Raw genomic sequence first — 15,370 nt, 5'->3', positions numbered from 1 at the left:
CTCGGGAACATTCGGCGACTCATGAGCATTGAGTCGGCATAGCTCAACTTGACTGCCGAAGGGGAGATCATGGCTGCTGAGTCCACACCGCTCGCCCTGCCTGTGCTGCCGCTCGACGACGAGGTCGTGCTGCCCGGGATGGTGGTTCCGCTGGACCTGAGCGATTCCGAGGTGCGCGCCGCGGTGGAGGCCGCCCAGGCCGCCGCCCGGAACGAGCCGGGAAAGCCCAGGGTCCTGCTGGTGCCACGGGTCGACGGGACGTACGCCGGCACCGGCGTGCTGGGCACGGTCGAGCAGGTCGGCAGGCTGGCCGACGGTGACCCGGGCGCCCTGATCCGCGGCCGCGACCGGGTGCGGATCGGCGCCGGGACCACCGGGCCGGGCGCGGCGCTGTGGGTGGAGGGCACCCGGGTCGAGGAGACCGTGCCGGAGCCGCTGCCCGGACACGTGAGCGAACTGGTCAAGGAGTACAAGGCGCTCGCCACCGCCTGGCTGCGCAAGCGCGGCGCCTGGCAGGTCGTCGACCGGGTCCAGGCCATCGACGACGTCTCCGCGCTCGCCGACAACTCCGGCTACTCGCCGTTCCTGAGCACCGAGCAGAAGGTGGCCCTGCTGGAGACCACCGACCCGGTGGCCCGGCTGAAGCTCGCCACGCAGCAACTGCGCGACCACCTCGCCGAACAGGACGTCGCCGAGACCATCGCCAAGGACGTCCAGGAGGGCGTCGACAAGCAGCAGCGCGAGTTCCTGCTGCGCCGCCAGCTCGAAGCCGTCCGCAAGGAACTGCGCGAGCTCAACGGCGAGAAGGAGGGCGAGGAGTCCGACGACTACCGGGCCCGCGTGGAGGCCGCCGACCTGCCGGAGAAGGTCCGCGAGGCCGCGCTCAAGGAGGTCGACAAGCTGGAGCGCGCCTCCGACCAGTCGCCCGAGGGCTCCTGGATCCGCACCTGGCTCGACACGGTCCTGGAGATGCCGTGGAACGAGCGCACCGAGGACGCCTACGACATCCAGGGCGCCCAGGAGGTCCTGGACGCCGAGCACGCCGGCCTGGAGGACGTGAAGGAGCGCATCACCGAATACCTGGCGGTGCGCAAGCGGCGCGCCGAGCGCGGCCTGGGTGTCGTCGGCGGCCGGCGCGGCGGTGCCGTGCTCGCCCTCGTGGGGCCGCCCGGCGTCGGCAAGACCAGCCTCGGCGAGTCCGTCGCCCACGCGATGGGCCGCAGGTTCGTCCGGGTCGCCCTCGGCGGCGTCCGCGACGAGGCCGAGATCCGCGGCCACCGCCGTACGTACGTCGGCGCGCTGCCCGGCCGGATCGTCCGGGCGATCAAGGAGGCCGGCTCGATGAACCCGGTCGTCCTGCTGGACGAGATCGACAAGGTCGGCTCCGACTTCCGCGGCGACCCGGCCGCGGCCCTCCTCGAAGTGCTGGACCCGGCCCAGAACCACACCTTCCGGGACCACTACCTGGAGGTCGAGCTCGACCTGTCCGACGTCGTCTTCCTCGCCACCGCCAACGTCCTCGAAGCCATCCCGGAGGCCCTGCGCGACCGCATGGAGCTGGTCCGCCTCGACGGCTACACCGAGGACGAGAAGGTCGTCATCGCCCGCGACCACCTGCTCCCGCGCCAGCTGGAGCGCGCCGGGCTGGACCGCGACGAGGTGACGATCGACGAGGGCGCGCTGCGCAGGCTGGCCGGCGAGTACACGCGCGAGGCCGGTGTGCGCACCCTGGAGCGGTCCGTCGCCCGGCTGCTGCGCAAGATCGCCGCCCAGCACGAACTGGGCCGGCGGGAACTGCCGTTCACCGTGACCAAGGACGACCTGCGGGACCTGATCGGCCGGCCGCACCACGTGCCCGAGTCCGCGCAGGACCCGGCCGAGCGCCGTACCGCCGTCCCCGGTGTCGCCACCGGGCTCGCGGTGACCGGCGCCGGTGGCGACGTCCTCTACGTGGAGGCGTCGCTGGCCGACCCGGAGACCGGCGCGGCCGGCCTGACGCTGACCGGCCAGCTGGGTGACGTGATGAAGGAGTCCGCGCAGATCGCGCTGAGCTTCCTGCGCAGCCACGGCGCCGAACTGGAGCTTCCGGTCGCCGACCTGAAGGACCGGGGCGTGCACATCCACTTCCCGGCGGGCGCGGTTCCCAAGGACGGTCCGAGCGCCGGCATCACCATGACGACGGCCCTCGCCTCGCTGCTCTCCGGCCGGCTGGTCCGTACGGACGTGGCGATGACCGGTGAGGTCTCGCTGACCGGGCGGGTGCTGCCGATCGGCGGGGTGAAGCAGAAGCTGCTCGCCGCGCACCGCGCGGGCATCACCACCGTGATCATCCCCAAGCGCAACGAGCCCGACCTGGACGACGTCCCGGCGGAGGTGCTGGAGAAGCTGGACGTGCACCCCGTCACCGACGTCCGCCAGGTGCTGGAGCTGGCGCTGTCGCCGGCCACCAACGGCGCGGCGCCGGAGGTTCCGGTCGCGGCGTAGGAGCGGCGCCTCCCAGCCTTCGGGCACTGGGGGAGGGCGCGGCCGGATGAGGGGAGGGCCCGGGTTTCCTGAGGGAGACCCGGGCCCTCACCGCTGCCGGGAGGAATCAGCCAAGGGCCAGGGCCCGTACCCGGTCGAGGCCGCCGTTGAAGCGGTCGTGGTCCCCGACGACCGGGCCGGTCGAGGTGTACTGCCACATCGTGTACGTGTCCCAGCCGGCGGGCAGTTCGCCCACGGTGGAGGCGTACCGGGCGATCCACAGCGGGTTGGTGGCGGCGAAGCCCGCGTAGTTGCCGGTGCACTGCTTCCACCAGCTGGTGGCCGTGTAGAGGACCGCGTGGCGGCCGGTGAGCGCGCGGTACCGGTCCAGGAAGTCACGGATCCAGCTCACCATCGCGCTCTGCGACTTGCCGTAGCAGGCTGCGCCGTACGGGTTCCACTCGATGTCGAGCACGCCCGGCAGGGTCCGTCCGTCCGCCGACCAGCCGCCGCCGCGGGCGACGAAGTAGTCGGCCTGGGCGGCACCGGTGGAGGTGTCGGGCGTGGCGAAGTGGTAGGCGCCGCGGATCATGCCGACGTCGTGGGCGCCGTCGTACTGCTGGGAGCGGTACGGGTTGGTGTAGTACGTGCCCTCCGTGGCCTTGGCGTAGGCCCACCGGACGCCGCTGTCCCACAGCGTCTTCCAGGCGACGTTGCCCTGGTGGCTGGAGACGTCCACCCCCTCCGTCTGGGTGGTGCGCGCGGTGGGCAGGCCGCCGCTGCCGTCGTGGGCGGCGACGCCCATGCCCATGTGGGCGGAGCCGCGCGGGGGAGCGCCGGGAGAGGACTCGGCGGCCGCGGCCGCCGGGGGGAGGGACAGGAGCGCGAGCAGGACGGCGCCGGCGGTCGACAGCGCGCGTATGCGGGGCAGGCCGGATCTGTGCACAGGCATGACGTATCTCCGAAAGGTCGGTGGGGGCTAACCCGGATGTGACCCACTCGCATGAAGTGGGCATGCCACGTAAGCGCCTGATGGGGTGACTGCTGCGTCGACCGCGGCGGGGGGCGGGACGCCCGCGGGCGCCGTTGGTCTACGCCTGCGAAATACTGGCCGAGCTGCGGCGACGTCGCCACTTGGCGGCAAACTTCCAGAACCGGAGAACCGAGGCAGGGTCGGACGTGCACGAAGACGGAAACAGCGGGCCGGAACCGGCCGCCTCCCCGGAGGCCACACCCGGTGTGGACCGGCCCGGGTTCCTCGCCCTCGAACGCGAGTTGACGGTGCTGCTGCGGCGCGCCCGGGCCAGCCAGGGGGAGATGGCCCGCGCCGTCCATCCCGACCTGGAGCCGTCCGCGTACGGGCTGCTGGTCCGTCTGGACGAGTGCGGCGGCCAGCGGGCCACCGACCTCGCCGCCTACATCGGCGTCGGCAAGGCGACCATGTCGCGCCAGCTGCGCGCGCTGGAACAGCTCGGGCTCGTCACCCGCGAACCGGACCCCGCCGACGGCCGGGCCTGGCTGGTCGCCCTCACCCAGGAGGGGCACGACCGGGTGAGCAGGGTCCGCGAGGCCCGCCGCGCACGCTACGCCGGCCGGCTCGCCGACTGGGACCCGGCCGAGGTCACCGAACTCGCGCGGCTGCTGAACCAGCTGAACCGGGGAATGGAGAAGTGAGCGGCGGCGGCACACCGCCGCCGGGCTCACAGCTCCACGTAGACCACCGTCGCGTCGTCGTGGGTCTTGCCCCGGCGCGGCGGCACCCGGTCCGCGTCCGCCCGCTCCAGCGTCCGCACCCGGTCCACCAGGGACTGCGGGCCCTCCTTGCGCACCACGGTCAGGCAGTCCGCCCAGTCGCCCTGCGCGAACCGCTCCACCCAGCGCGCCGCGCCGTCCGTCAGGGCGGCCAGGGCACGCACCTCGCCGCGCGGCAGCGCACCGGTGACCGCGCGGGCGGCCACCGACGGATCCGCGGCCGCGGTGAAGAAACCGCCCTCCCTGTTGCGCAGCGTGGCGTCCACCAGGGCGTCGGTGGCGAGGGCGGAGCGGGGCAGCCGGGCCAGCCGGTCGTCCAGCAGCGCGGTGACCGCGCCGTCCGGGGACTCGACGAGCAGCGCCGAGTCGGACAGGACCAGGTACTCCACCGCGGCCGGTGACCACCGCGCCAGCACCACCGTCGCCTGCGGAGTGCGCGGGTGAGAAAGGTCACAGATTGCCGCGTGGGACTCGGCGGTACGAGTGAGAGCCCGCGACAGCAGTTCGGAGAGCGGAACATCCGGGAGGGAAACGGTCAGTTCGGTCAGCGCCCCGCCCAGCCGTGCGGTGAACCACGGCACCGAATGCAGACAGCCGCCCCCGTCCGCCGGAGGTGTGACCCCGTCCAGCACCACGAGCGAACCACCCTGTCCGGAGGCGGGAAGTCCGACGCTCGCGAAGTCCTCGTTGGGGCGGCCCGCGTCCCCGGGCTCCGACACAAGTTCCGTGCGCATCCGGCCAGTCTGCACGACCCCTTCACGCCGGTGGCGGCAGGCCGACCCTCCTGCCACGACCAGGTAGCCGCGCAGGTCAGACGCCTGATTTGGGAGGGAATGCAGCGCTCCGGGAAGGCGTGGCGGCGAATACTGCCACCGCCCGCCGCAGACGTCCAACCGGCGTGCCGCGCACGGCGGATGCCCGGGACGACGGAACTTGCCCCTCAACTCGCCTCCGGGGTTCACTCCTTCGAGTGGCGGGTCAGGTGATGCGCATCCACTGTCCACGGGCACTGGGAGGGTCGGGGAGCGATGGGGGCGCCTCACGGTCCGAGCGCGGTCACGAGCTCGGGGTGATCGCCCGGACCTGTTGACGGAGCGTCACCCGGGCCCACGGGTACACGAGTCAGGAATGCGAGCACCGGTGCAGAAGTCGCGGCCTCGTCGCAAAGGCAAGCAGACGGCCCCCGCGGGGGACGAGCAGACGCCCACCGTCGGCAGGGGCCGCCCCACCCACGTACGCAACCGGCTCATCGTGGCCGTGGCGGTGGTGGCCGCGGCGATCGCCGGGGCCGGGTCGCCCTCCGTGCTGGCGGCGTCCGGGCAGCTCCACGACGCGCAGGAGCTGGTGACGCTCGCCGGGCAGACCCAGGACGCCCTCACCCTCGCCCACTCGCTGGCCGACGAGCGCGACGACGTCGTCCCCTACATCGCGGCCGGGCGCCCCAAGTCCAAGGCGCCCACCGAGGCGCACAGCGCCCGGGTCGACCGGCAGGTCGAGGAACTGCGCGCCGACACCGACACCTCGCAGGCGCTGCGCGACGACCTCGACGCCATCGCCGCCGTCCGGCGGGCCGCGCTCACCGGCAAGAGCAGCGCCCTGGAGGCGCACGAGGCGTACTCCACCGCCATCACCGAGCTGCACCGGCTCGCCGAACAGCTGGCCGAGCGGACCCCGCCGCGCGCCGGCTCCGGCGCCCACGCGCTCGCCGAGCTGGACTCCGCCGTCCAGCAGGCCGCCGCCACCCGGGGACTGCTGCTCGCCGCGCTCAGCGTGCCGAGCAGCACGCAGACCGTCATCGACCCGATCACCGGCCTGCCGTCCACGACCACCGGCTCCTCGGACGCCGACGCCGAGCTCCGCGACGAACTGACCGCTGCCGCGCTCCAGGCCCGGCTGCGCTCCGACGCCGCACTCGCCGACTTCCGCGACGCCGCCCCGAAGGCCGCCCGCACCTCCTACGCCTCCACGGTCACCGGCCCCGAGGTCGACGCCGCCGAGAAGTACCTCGCCGCCCTCACCGACGAGCCGTCGCTCTCCGACGACGAACTCTCCACGAGCACCGAGAAGGTGCGGGCCGCGCTCACCGCGCGGATCGAGACGATGCGCGGCGTCGAGTCCGCCCTCTTCGACCGGCGCACCAAGGACCTCGCCCAGCTGCGCGACGACGACGTCACCGCGCTGGAGATCCGGATCGCCGCGCTCGGCGCCCTGATGCTGCTCGCGGTCGGCATCGCCACGGCGATGGCCCGCACCCTCACGCGTCCGCTGTCCGTGCTGCGCCGCGGTTCCGCCCGCCTCGCCGGCGCCGAGGACCTCACGAGCGAGGAGCCGGTCGCCTTCACCGGCCGCAACGACGAGTTCGCCCAGGTCGTCCGCTCCGTCAACGCCCTGCACGCCAACGCCGTCGCGCTCGCCGAGCGGATCGCGACCCTGGAGACCGACCGCAAGCACCTCGTCGGACAGCGGCAGAAGATGGCCGACGCCCGCGAGGAACTGCGCACCGAACTCGCCGAGTCCACGGCCCACCTGGAGCGGCTGCGCACCAGCATCGGCAGCACCTTCGTCAACCTCGCGCTGCGCACGCTCGGCCTGGTAGAACGGCAGCTCGGCGTGATCGAGGGGCTGGAGGAGCGGGAGGACGACCCCGAGCGGCTGGCCACCCTGTTCAAGCTCGACCACTTCGCGACCGTGATGCGCCGGCACAGCGAGAACCTCCTGGTCCTCGCAGGCACCGAACACGTCCAGCACACGGCCGGCCCGGTCCCGCTCGTCGACGTCGTCCGGGCCGCGGTCAGCGAGATCGAGCGGTACGAGCGGGTGCGGATCGCGGCGCTGCCGCCGCACGCGCACATCGCCGGGTTCGCCGCCGACGACCTGTCCCACCTGCTGGCCGAACTCATGGAGAACGCCACGTCGTTCTCCCCGCCCGACCTGCCCGTCGAGGTCTCCGGCTGGCTGCTGGAGAACGGCGAGGTCATGCTCTCCGTGCAGGACGAGGGCATCGGCATGACCGGGGACCGGCTGGAGCGGCTCAACGCCCGGCTGTCCGAATTCGACGCGGACGCCACGTACGACGCCGAGGGCGAGGACGGCCTCGGTCTCGGCCTGTACGTGGTGGCCCGGCTCGCCCACCGGCACGGGGTGCGGGTGCAGTTGCGCGAGCAGAAGCAGGGCGGCATCGCGGCGGTCGTCGTCCTCCCCGACGCCCTGCTGGCCTCCGCCACCCCCACCGCGGTCCCCGGCTCCGTCTCCGGCGCCGCCTCCACCGTCTCCCTCCCCGGCGCCGACGCCGAAGCCAACTCCAATGTGCTGCACGGCCGTACGGAGGGCACCGACCCGCTGATCGCCCTGGCGGAGAAGGCCGTGCACCGCTCGGAGTCGGCCGGCGAGCCGGCTTCCGGCGACGCCGCGGCGGACGGTGCGGCCCGAAAGGCGTCGGATCCCGTGGACGGCCTCGCGGACCGGCGTGCGGACGACGTCGCCGCCGGGCACCCGCAGGAGGCCGCGGACGGTGCCGCGCACCCCGGCACGGAGCGGACCGCGCCGGACCGCGCGGACGACACCGCGGCACGGCATCCCGCCGACGAGGAAGCGGGCCGCTCGGCCGGGCCGGACGGCGCTCCGCACGCGGGCGACACCGGGCCGGCGCAGTCGCCCGCCGAGATGACGATGGAACTCCTCATCCCGGCCCAGCCGGACGGGACCGACGAGCCGTCCACGCCGGACGACCCGGCCGCCCCCGGCAACCACGGTCCCGCCACCGGAACGACCCGTGCCGGCCACCCGGCCACCGCACCCGACTCCCGGCCCGCCGAGCCGGCGCCACCCGCCCGCACGCCCGAGGACACGGCCCCCGACGTCGACCTCCCGGGCGCCGGGCACGCAGCCGGAGCCGCCGGGCCGGCCGCCCCGCACTCCGAGGACGCCGTCGGCCGCGGCGCCCTGCCCACCCGACCCCGCCCGGCCGGTGCCGGTGACGAGCACACCCGGGTGCCGGACGGCCCGGACGGCCAGGACGGCCCGGACGGCGAGGACGACGAGCAGGTCACGGCGAAGGGGCTGCCCAAGCGCACGCCCAGGATCACCGCACCCGCCGAGGCGCAGCGGCCGCGCGGCGGATCCGTGGACGCCGAGGCGCTGCGCCGGCGGCTCGGCGGGTTCCGCCGGGGCGCGGACGCCGGACGCCGGGACGTCGAGGCCGAACTGGCCGAGCGGACCGGACACCACCGAGCGCCGACCGACCAGACCACCACATCCGAAGAAGCCACGGGGGGCACAGTCGAGGAGGCAAGCAGTTGATCGCGCCCAGTACCTTCGGACTGAGCAGTGAGGCCCGCAACCTGCACTGGCTGTTGAGCAACCTCGTCGAGGAGGTGCCCGGCATCCTCTCCGTCGCGGTGGTCTCCTCCGACGGGCTGCTCCTGCTGTCCTCCGACCCCGGCCGCAACGCCGAGGCCCGCGAGGCCAGGAGCGAGAAGCGCACCGGCCCGCGCGGCTCCGCCGCCGACCTGGCCACCGTCGTCTCCGGCATCGGCAGCCTCACCGTGGGCACGTCGAAGCTGATGGACTTCGGCGGGGTCAAACACACCATGGTCACGATGGACGAGGGCAGCCTGTTCGTGATGAACATCAGCGACGGCTCGCTGCTCGGCGTGCACGGCTCCGCGGACTGCGACATGAGCGTCGTGGCGTACCACATGGCCCTGTTCGTCGGCCGCGCCGGCCACGTCCTGACCCCCGAGCTCCGCAGCGAGCTGCGCAAGAACCTGGAGTCCGAGTCCACCGGGAGTCCCCGATGAGCAGTACGTCCAGGAAACATCTCCCGGTCCGCGGAGGTGACCGCAAACCCGCCCGGGTCCGGCCCTACTCGCTCACCGGCGGCCGCACCCGCTTCGGCCACGTGCTGCTCGTCGAGACCTTCGTCGGCGCCACGGCCGGTACCGCCGCGCTCGACGCCGCCGAGGAGCGCAAGGAACTGACGAACGGCAACCTCAGCTCCCGTGTGATGCCGGAGATGCGGGCCATCGTCGAACTGTGCCGCCGCATGCGTACGGTGGCCGAGATCGCCGCGCTGCTGAAGATGCCGCTCGGTGTGGTCCGCGTGCTCGTGAGCGACCTGGCGGACCAGGGAAAGATCCGTGTCTACGGAACGGGAACCGGCCACGGCACGGGCCGCCCGGACCGCGCGTTGCTGGAAAGGGTGCTGAGTGGACTCCGTCGTCTCTGACGCCGCTCACGGCGTCTCCCCGCTCGTCCAAGGCGACGAGCCCCTGCTGCCCTGGCAGACGGACCGCACCCGTGCACCGGTCGCCACGAAGATAGTGGTGGCGGGCGGCTTCGGTGTCGGCAAGACCACACTGGTCACCACTGTCTCGGAGATCACGCCCCTGGAGACCGAGGCGCTGATGACCGAGGCGAGTGAGGAGCACGACGACCTCACCGCCACGCCGGAGAAGCTCACCACCACCGTGGCCATGGACTTCGGCCGCATCACGCTCGACGACGACCTGGTGCTCTACGTCTTCGGCACCCCGGGCCAGCAGCGGTTCTGGTTCATGTGGGACGACCTGGTGCGCGGTGCGATCGGCGCCGTGGTCCTGGCCGACACCCGCCGTCTGAAGGACTGTTTCCCGGCGCTGGACTACTTCGAGAGCTGCGGACTGCCGTACGTCGTCGCGGTCAACCACTTCGACGGCAGCGAGCTGTTCGAACCGGAGGACGTGCGGGAGGCGTTGACGATCCCGGCGCACATACCTGTAATGATCATGGATGCGCGCCGTCGGATCTCAGTCATCGAGACCCTCTTGTCCCTTGTGGGCCACGCGCTCGACGAAACGCCCGAGTAGTCCCCCTTAGGAGCGTCCCCGTATGCGGAAGATACTCGTCGTGGGGGCCGGCCAGTCCGGTCTCCAGCTCGCCCTCGGCCTCCAGTCGCACGGGTACGAGGTCACCCTGATGTCCAACCGGACCGCGGACGAGATCCGCACCGGACGGGTGATGTCGACGCAGTGCATGTTCCACACGGCCCTGCAGCACGAGCGTGATCTCCAGCTGAACTTCTGGGAGTCCCAGGCGCCGAAGATCGAAGGGCTCGGCGTGTCGGTCGCCGCGCCCGGCTCCTTCGACCCGGGCCCCTCGCAGCGGGCGATCAACTGGCTGGGCCGGCTCGACGGGTTCGCGCAGTCGGTGGACCAGCGGGTGAAGATGGCCGGCTGGATGGAGACCTTCGCACAGCGCGGCGGCCAGCTGGTCATCCACGGCGCGGCGGTCGGCGACCTCGACTACTTCTCCCGCGCCTACGACCTGGTGCTCGTCTCGGCCGGCAAGGGCGAGCTGGTGCAGATGTTCGGCCGGGACGCCTCGCGTTCCCCGTACAGCGAGCCGCAGCGTGCCCTCGCGGTGGCCTACGTCCACGGCCTGGGCCCGCGCCCGGAGCACCCGGACACGGAGGCGGTCCGCTGCAACCTGGTCCCCGGTGTCGGCGAGATGTTCATCATGCCGACGTTCACCACCTCGGGCCGCGCCGACATCCTGTTCTGGGAGGGCATACCCGGCGGCCCGCTCGACGCCTTCAAGGACGTCAAGGACCCCCAGGAGCACCTCGCGCTGACCCTGGACCTGATGAAGACGTTCCTTCCCTGGGAGTACGAGCGGGCCACCAAGGTCGAGCTGACCGACGCCGGCGGCACCCTCGCCGGCCGCTACGCCCCCACCGTCCGCAACCCGATCGGCCGGCTGCCCGGCGGCGGACTGGTCCTGGGCGTCGCCGACGTGGTCGTGGCCAACGACCCGATCACCGGCCAGGGTTCCAACTCGGCGTCCAAGTGCGCCGCCTCCTACCTCGCCTCGATCCTGGAGCACGGCGAGAAGGAGTTCGACGAGGCCTGGATGCAGGCCACCTTCGACCGCTACTGGGAGACGGCCCAGCACGTCACCAAGTGGACGAACGCCATGCTGGCCCCGCCGCCGGAGCACGTCCTCAACCTGATCGGCGCGGCGGGCGAGCTCCAGCCGGTCGCCGACCGGTTCGCCAACGGCTTCAACGACCCGGCCGACTTCGAGAACTTCTTCTACGAGCCGGAGAAGACGCAGGCCTACCTGATGGAGGTCTCGGGCGCCGCGGGCGCCTGAGCGGCACCCGCGCCGGCCCGTGGCGTCACTTCCGCCAGAACAGGTGGTGCGTCACCCCGCTCGGGCTGGGCACGACCTCCAGGTGGAACCGGTCGAGCAGCTCCTGAGGTGACTCCCACAGCCGCAGCCCGGTCCCGAACTCCACCGGCGAGACCGCGATGTGCAGGGTGTCGACCAGGTCGGCGTCGAGGAACTCCCGGACGGTGGTGACCCCGCCGCCGAGCCGGACGTCCTTGCCCTGCGCCGCCGCCTTCGCCTGTTCGAGGACGTCGGCCGGGTCGCCGGCCACGAAGTGGAACGTCGTGTCGGAGAGCGTGAACGACGGACGCGGATGGTGGGTCATGACGAACACCGGGGTGTGGAACGGCGGTTCGTCACCCCACCAGCCGCGCCACTCGTGGTTCTCCCAGGGCCCGCGCTGCGGGCCGAACTTGTTGCGGCCCATGATCTCGGCGCCGATGTTGTGGGTGAAGTCGCGGGTGAAGTAGTCGTCGAGGCCGCGGGTCCCGCCGGGGTCGGTGCGGTTGGGCCAACTCGCCGTGGCACCGGCCCAGGACCACAGGGCCTGTGCGCCGGGCAGGCCGAACGGGCTCTGAAGGCTCTGGTCCGCACCGGCGGCGACGCCGTCGCTCGACACGTTGAAGTTCTGCACGCGCAGCAGCTGACTCATGGGGCTCCTCGTACGTGATGGACAGGGGGGTGACTGTTCCGGCCGGGAGAACTCATCGCGGTGGCCGTGCTCGGTCGGCGGCCGTGGGCGCGGTGGCCGCCGCGTACCCCTCGTCGGAGCCCTCCGTCGCCCCGTCGGGCAGCTCCGGCGGCACGTAGCCCCGCAGGGGCTTCCCGTCCGGGTCGGGGCGTACGGCGCCGAGGACCGGGTTGGCCGCGACCGGGGAGACCTTGATCCGCGCGCCGGGCCGGGGCGCCTGGACCACCATGCCGCCGCCGAGGTACAGGGCGACGTGCGTGGCCTCGGGGAAGTACACGACGAGGTCACCCGGCCGCAGTTCGCGCAGCGGCACCCGCTCCAGCCGCGCCCACTGCTCCTGGCTCGTCCGCGGGATCGGAGCACCGGCCTCGCCCCACGCCTGCGAGGTCAGCCCCGAGCAGTCGTAGGTCCCCGGCCCCTCCGCGCCCCACTCGTACGGCTTGCCGAGCTGCTCCACGGCGTAGCGCACGGCACGCTCGCCCGCCTCGGTCGGCGGGCGGGATCCGCTCAGCGCGCCGGAGGCCACCAGCGCCTGCTGCGCCTCGTCCACCTCGGCCCGCTCCAGTTCGGCCAGCGCGGCCAGTTCCTCGGCGGTGAGCGAGGCGAGCAGTTCCTCCACGTCGTGCAGCCGCCGGCGCACCTCGTCCCGCTCCTTGCCGCGCCGCTCGGTGAGGCGGGCCTGGACGTCGAGGGCCTGGCGCGCCCGGCGGGCCAGCGCGTCGGCCTTCTCGGCCTCGCCGGTCAGCCGCCCCACCGTCGTGGCCCGCTGCCGCGCCAACCGGCCGATCACCTGGCCCTGGTCGAGCGCGCCCTGCGGATCGCGCGCGAGCAGCAGGCGCAGGTAGGGGGAGAGGGCGGTGAGGCTCTGGTACTGCTGCCGGGCCAGCCGTCCGGCGGCGCCCCGGCTGTCGTGCAGGGAGGTGCGGGCGCGGGCCAGGGCGAGGTCGAGCCGCCGGGTCTCGGCACGCTGCTTCGTCAGCCGCTCCTCGGTGGCGTTGTAGGTCTCGGTGGCCTTTTCGGCCTCCCGGTACAGGGTCTGAAGCCGCGTCAGCAGGCGGGCGACGGAACGTTCGCCGGAACCGGCCGGGTCCGGCGCGGCCGTCGCGGGCACGGGTGCGAGCACGGTCCCGGCCGCCACCGCCGCCGTACACACCAGACGCAGAAGCATTCCTGACATGCCATCACCTCCGACGCGGGGCGGCCCCTCCGTCCCGCATCGCGAGCATCCGGCGGGCCGGCGGGGCCCGCGCGCCGAGTGTGCGCGGTTCGGCGCAACGGGGTCACCCGTCGGTGTCCTCCGGCTTGCCCTCCGGTGTGGCGTCCGGCGCGGGCCTCGACCACGGCCACCTCCGCCCGCCCGCCCGGCCCGCCGGGTCGTACAGGTACTTCCAGCCCCGGGTCAGCCCGGTGCGCCCGCGGTGCTCCCCGGGCACCCGCCGGTAGACCAGCACGGTGGGCGGGCCGCCGTCGGCGGCCGGCACGGGAATGCGGTACGTCTTCGGCGGGTGCCCGGTGATGCCCAGCAGCACGGGCAGGACGCGCCCGTCCATGGGCCCGCCCTCGAACGGGGTGTCTTGGCTCTTCACGCCACCAGTCTCGGCCATGCGCACCGGGCGGGCGGCGGCGGACCTCAGAGGTCCATGGCCAGCGCCTGGACCAGCGTGTCGGTCTGCGCGTCCCGGCGCGCGGTCACCGCGAGCACCGCCACGAACTGCTCCACCAGCCAGTCCCGCAGTTCGTCCAGCGGCGGCTGCTTGTCCTCGTCCAGCCAGATCAGCGAGGCCGCCTCCACGGCCGTGATCCACATCCGGATGGTCATCCGCAGCCGGGGGCCGGGCTCGGGGACCTCCAGGTGGCTGAGGATGTGCTCGGCGGCGGCCCGTCGCACTCCGTCGACGATGGCGGTCGTACGGGAGGTCTCCACCACGCTGCCGCCCTGGAGCAGCGCGCTGAAGCCGGCGTCGTGCTGGTCGACGAAGGCGAGGTAGCGGTCGAGCGCGCGGGACAGGCGCGGCAGCAGGGGACCCTCGTGCGGTTCGTCGAAGCAGGTGCGCAGTTCGTCGGCGGCGGACATCAGGGCCGCCTCGTACAACTGCTGCTTGCCGCCCGGGAAGTACCGGTAGACCAGCGGCCGGGACACGCCGGCCGCCTCCGCCACGTCGTCCAGGGACACGTCCTCGGGGGCGCGGTGGGCGAAGAGGGACAGTGCGGCCTCGAGCAGCTGGCTGCGGCGTTCCTCGACGCTCAGGCGCCGGTAGGCGGGGGTGGGGGCCTGCGGGCTCATGCCCGCAGCGTAACCGTCCGCCGTCGGCGGGTGCTCAGGCCAGCAGTCCGGACGACCGCCACAGGCGCCGTCCGGCGCCGCGCAGCACACCGATGTCGTCCAGGAAGTCCGTCAGCCGCTTCGCGCCCTGCTGCATCACCTCCCGGCGGTGGCCGCTCGCCCTGACCTGGGCCACGGCCGCCCGCTTGTCCAGGCCGACGTTGGTGTACACCTCCGGGTTGACGAAGGCGACCGAGAAGACGCGGGCGAACTCGCCGGAGGTGAGCCGGGTGAACTCCTGCGACCACTTCGGCGCGGTCAGCATCTGGCGCCGCAGCTCCTCACGGGCGTACCGCACGTGCCGCGCCTCCTCCACGACGTGGATCCGCGTGACGCCCCTGATCAGCGGCTGGACCCGCTCGTCCGGGAAGGTCAGGCGCTGCATCCAGTCCAGGACCTCCTCACCGAGCAGGGTCGCGGTGAAGGAGCCCGGGGTGGTGGAGATCGTCTTGAACAGCCGGCCGAGGTTCTGGTGCACCCGGCTCACCGGGTACCACGGGGTGCCGCCGCGGGTGATCACCCGGGCGAACATCTTGGAGTGCCGGCACTCGTCCTCGATCTCGGTGAGGGCGTAGCGCACGTGCGCGCTCGTGGCGGCCTTGTCGTAGATGTGCCGCACCAGCAGCTGCATCAGGATCAGCTCGAACCAGATGCCGAGCGAGGCGAGCGCGGCGGCCTCGTGCTGCGAGAGCAGGATGCGCTGCTCCTCGCTCATCCGCCGCCACATGGGCGTGTCGTACAGCGACACCAGTTCCGGGGGCCAGAACCACTTGCCGTCCTCGAAGGGCGCGTCCCAGTCCAGCTCCTCGTCCGGGTCGAAGGAGTGCCTGGCGGACGATTCGAGCAGCCGCTGGGCCACCTGTTCCCGGTCCTTGAGCAGGCCGAGCGCGTCGCGCAGCCCGGCGAGCGCGTCGGCTTCCGGCAGGGTCGTCATGGTGGTTCCACCTCATGGGCTCGCGGGTCACCGGAGGGTCGTTCCACTTATGAGACTG

At 72.9% G+C, this 15,370-nt stretch carries 14 protein-coding genes; 7 read left to right on the top strand and 7 right to left on the bottom strand.

Going from position 1 to position 15,370, the window contains the following annotated elements; all coding sequences use genetic code 11:
• The first annotated feature begins 69 nt into the window (after window positions 1-69).
• The gene (gene lon / locus FGW31_RS10930; protein WP_142193198.1) at window positions 70-2,484 is read left to right on the top strand and encodes an endopeptidase La; all 2,415 of its coding nucleotides are present in this window, start codon (window positions 70-72) and stop codon (window positions 2,482-2,484) included.
• 106 nt (window positions 2,485-2,590) lie between these two features.
• Here the strand turns inward: lon and FGW31_RS10925 are convergent, their stop codons facing one another.
• Complete coding sequence (locus FGW31_RS10925; protein ID WP_142193197.1) at window positions 2,591-3,415, bottom strand: lysozyme; 825 nt, start codon at window positions 3,413-3,415, stop codon at window positions 2,591-2,593.
• A 227-nt stretch (window positions 3,416-3,642) separates the two neighbouring features.
• Here FGW31_RS10925 and FGW31_RS10920 point away from each other — a divergent pair, with 227 nt between their 5' ends.
• Entirely contained in the window at window positions 3,643-4,137 is a 495-nt protein-coding gene (locus FGW31_RS10920; protein WP_142193196.1) for a MarR family winged helix-turn-helix transcriptional regulator, read from the top strand.
• Between the two features lie 26 nt (window positions 4,138-4,163).
• Here the strand turns inward: FGW31_RS10920 and FGW31_RS10915 are convergent, their stop codons facing one another.
• A complete protein-coding gene (locus FGW31_RS10915; RefSeq protein ID WP_142193195.1) occupies window positions 4,164-4,949 on the bottom strand; it encodes a protein phosphatase 2C domain-containing protein in 786 nt (261 codons plus the stop codon).
• Between the two features lie 406 nt (window positions 4,950-5,355).
• Here FGW31_RS10915 and FGW31_RS10910 point away from each other — a divergent pair, with 406 nt between their 5' ends.
• Genes FGW31_RS10910 through FGW31_RS10890 form a run of 5 tightly spaced genes read left to right on the top strand, consistent with a single transcriptional unit; the run spans window position 5,356 to window position 11,346 of the window.
• Complete coding sequence (locus FGW31_RS10910; RefSeq protein ID WP_233452460.1) at window positions 5,356-8,514, top strand: sensor histidine kinase; 3,159 nt, start codon at window positions 5,356-5,358, stop codon at window positions 8,512-8,514.
• Window positions 8,511-9,014 carry a roadblock/LC7 domain-containing protein gene (locus tag FGW31_RS10905; protein ID WP_142193193.1) on the top strand — a complete coding sequence of 168 codons (504 nt, stop codon included), beginning with the start codon at window positions 8,511-8,513 and terminating at the stop codon, window positions 9,012-9,014. Before FGW31_RS10910 ends, FGW31_RS10905 begins: the two co-directional genes overlap by 4 nt.
• A complete protein-coding gene (locus FGW31_RS10900; RefSeq protein WP_142193192.1) occupies window positions 9,011-9,442 on the top strand; it encodes a DUF742 domain-containing protein in 432 nt (143 codons plus the stop codon). The genes FGW31_RS10905 and FGW31_RS10900 overlap by 4 nt, the downstream gene beginning before the upstream one ends.
• Window positions 9,423-10,061, top strand: coding sequence for a GTP-binding protein (locus FGW31_RS10895; RefSeq protein ID WP_142193191.1), 639 nt, complete (start codon window positions 9,423-9,425; stop codon window positions 10,059-10,061). The genes FGW31_RS10900 and FGW31_RS10895 overlap by 20 nt, the downstream gene beginning before the upstream one ends.
• A gap of 22 nt (window positions 10,062-10,083) precedes the next feature.
• Window positions 10,084-11,346 carry a styrene monooxygenase/indole monooxygenase family protein gene (locus FGW31_RS10890; protein WP_142193190.1) on the top strand — a complete coding sequence of 421 codons (1,263 nt, stop codon included), beginning with the start codon at window positions 10,084-10,086 and terminating at the stop codon, window positions 11,344-11,346.
• A gap of 25 nt (window positions 11,347-11,371) precedes the next feature.
• Here FGW31_RS10890 and FGW31_RS10885 read toward each other — a convergent pair whose 3' ends face one another.
• From FGW31_RS10885 to FGW31_RS10865, 5 genes are all read right to left on the bottom strand, one after another.
• Window positions 11,372-12,016 (bottom strand): dihydrofolate reductase family protein, encoded by a 645-nt coding sequence (locus FGW31_RS10885; protein WP_142193189.1) that lies wholly within the window; start codon window positions 12,014-12,016, stop codon window positions 11,372-11,374.
• A 52-nt stretch (window positions 12,017-12,068) separates the two neighbouring features.
• Window positions 12,069-13,232 carry a C40 family peptidase gene (locus tag FGW31_RS10880; RefSeq protein ID WP_142193188.1) on the bottom strand — a complete coding sequence of 388 codons (1,164 nt, stop codon included), beginning with the start codon at window positions 13,230-13,232 and terminating at the stop codon, window positions 12,069-12,071.
• Between the two features lie 103 nt (window positions 13,233-13,335).
• Window positions 13,336-13,641, bottom strand: coding sequence for a hypothetical protein (locus FGW31_RS10875; protein ID WP_142193187.1), 306 nt, complete (start codon window positions 13,639-13,641; stop codon window positions 13,336-13,338).
• A gap of 44 nt (window positions 13,642-13,685) precedes the next feature.
• Entirely contained in the window at window positions 13,686-14,339 is a 654-nt protein-coding gene (locus FGW31_RS10870) for a TetR/AcrR family transcriptional regulator (RefSeq protein WP_142193186.1), read from the bottom strand.
• 34 nt (window positions 14,340-14,373) lie between these two features.
• Window positions 14,374-15,312 carry an AurF N-oxygenase family protein gene (locus tag FGW31_RS10865; protein WP_142193185.1) on the bottom strand — a complete coding sequence of 313 codons (939 nt, stop codon included), beginning with the start codon at window positions 15,310-15,312 and terminating at the stop codon, window positions 14,374-14,376.
• Between the last annotated feature and the right edge of the window lie 58 nt (window positions 15,313-15,370).

The organism is Streptomyces calvus (genome assembly GCF_006782915.1).
Classification (GTDB): Bacteria; Actinomycetota; Actinomycetes; order Streptomycetales; family Streptomycetaceae; genus Streptomyces; species Streptomyces calvus.
Note: the sequence above shows the minus strand (reverse complement) of the source record. Positions and strands in the feature narration are given on the sequence as shown.

Bases quoted from the DNA above. Each gene is read 5' to 3' on its own strand.
- FGW31_RS10880 (WP_142193188.1), bottom strand. From the start codon at position 13,232: ATGTCAGGAATGCTTCTGCGTCTGGTGTGTACGGCGGCGGTGGCGGCC.
- FGW31_RS10865 (WP_142193185.1), bottom strand. From the start codon at position 15,312: ATGACGACCCTGCCGGAAGCCGACGCGCTCGCCGGGCTGCGCGACGCG.
- lon (WP_142193198.1), top strand. From the start codon at position 70: ATGGCTGCTGAGTCCACACCGCTCGCCCTGCCTGTGCTGCCGCTCGAC.
- FGW31_RS10870 (WP_142193186.1), bottom strand. From the start codon at position 14,339: ATGAGCCCGCAGGCCCCCACCCCCGCCTACCGGCGCCTGAGCGTCGAG.
- FGW31_RS10925 (WP_142193197.1), bottom strand. From the start codon at position 3,415: ATGCCTGTGCACAGATCCGGCCTGCCCCGCATACGCGCGCTGTCGACC.
- FGW31_RS10890 (WP_142193190.1), top strand. From the start codon at position 10,084: ATGCGGAAGATACTCGTCGTGGGGGCCGGCCAGTCCGGTCTCCAGCTC.
- FGW31_RS10915 (WP_142193195.1), bottom strand. From the start codon at position 4,949: ATGCGCACGGAACTTGTGTCGGAGCCCGGGGACGCGGGCCGCCCCAAC.
- FGW31_RS10900 (WP_142193192.1), top strand. From the start codon at position 9,011: ATGAGCAGTACGTCCAGGAAACATCTCCCGGTCCGCGGAGGTGACCGC.
- FGW31_RS10885 (WP_142193189.1), bottom strand. From the start codon at position 12,016: ATGAGTCAGCTGCTGCGCGTGCAGAACTTCAACGTGTCGAGCGACGGC.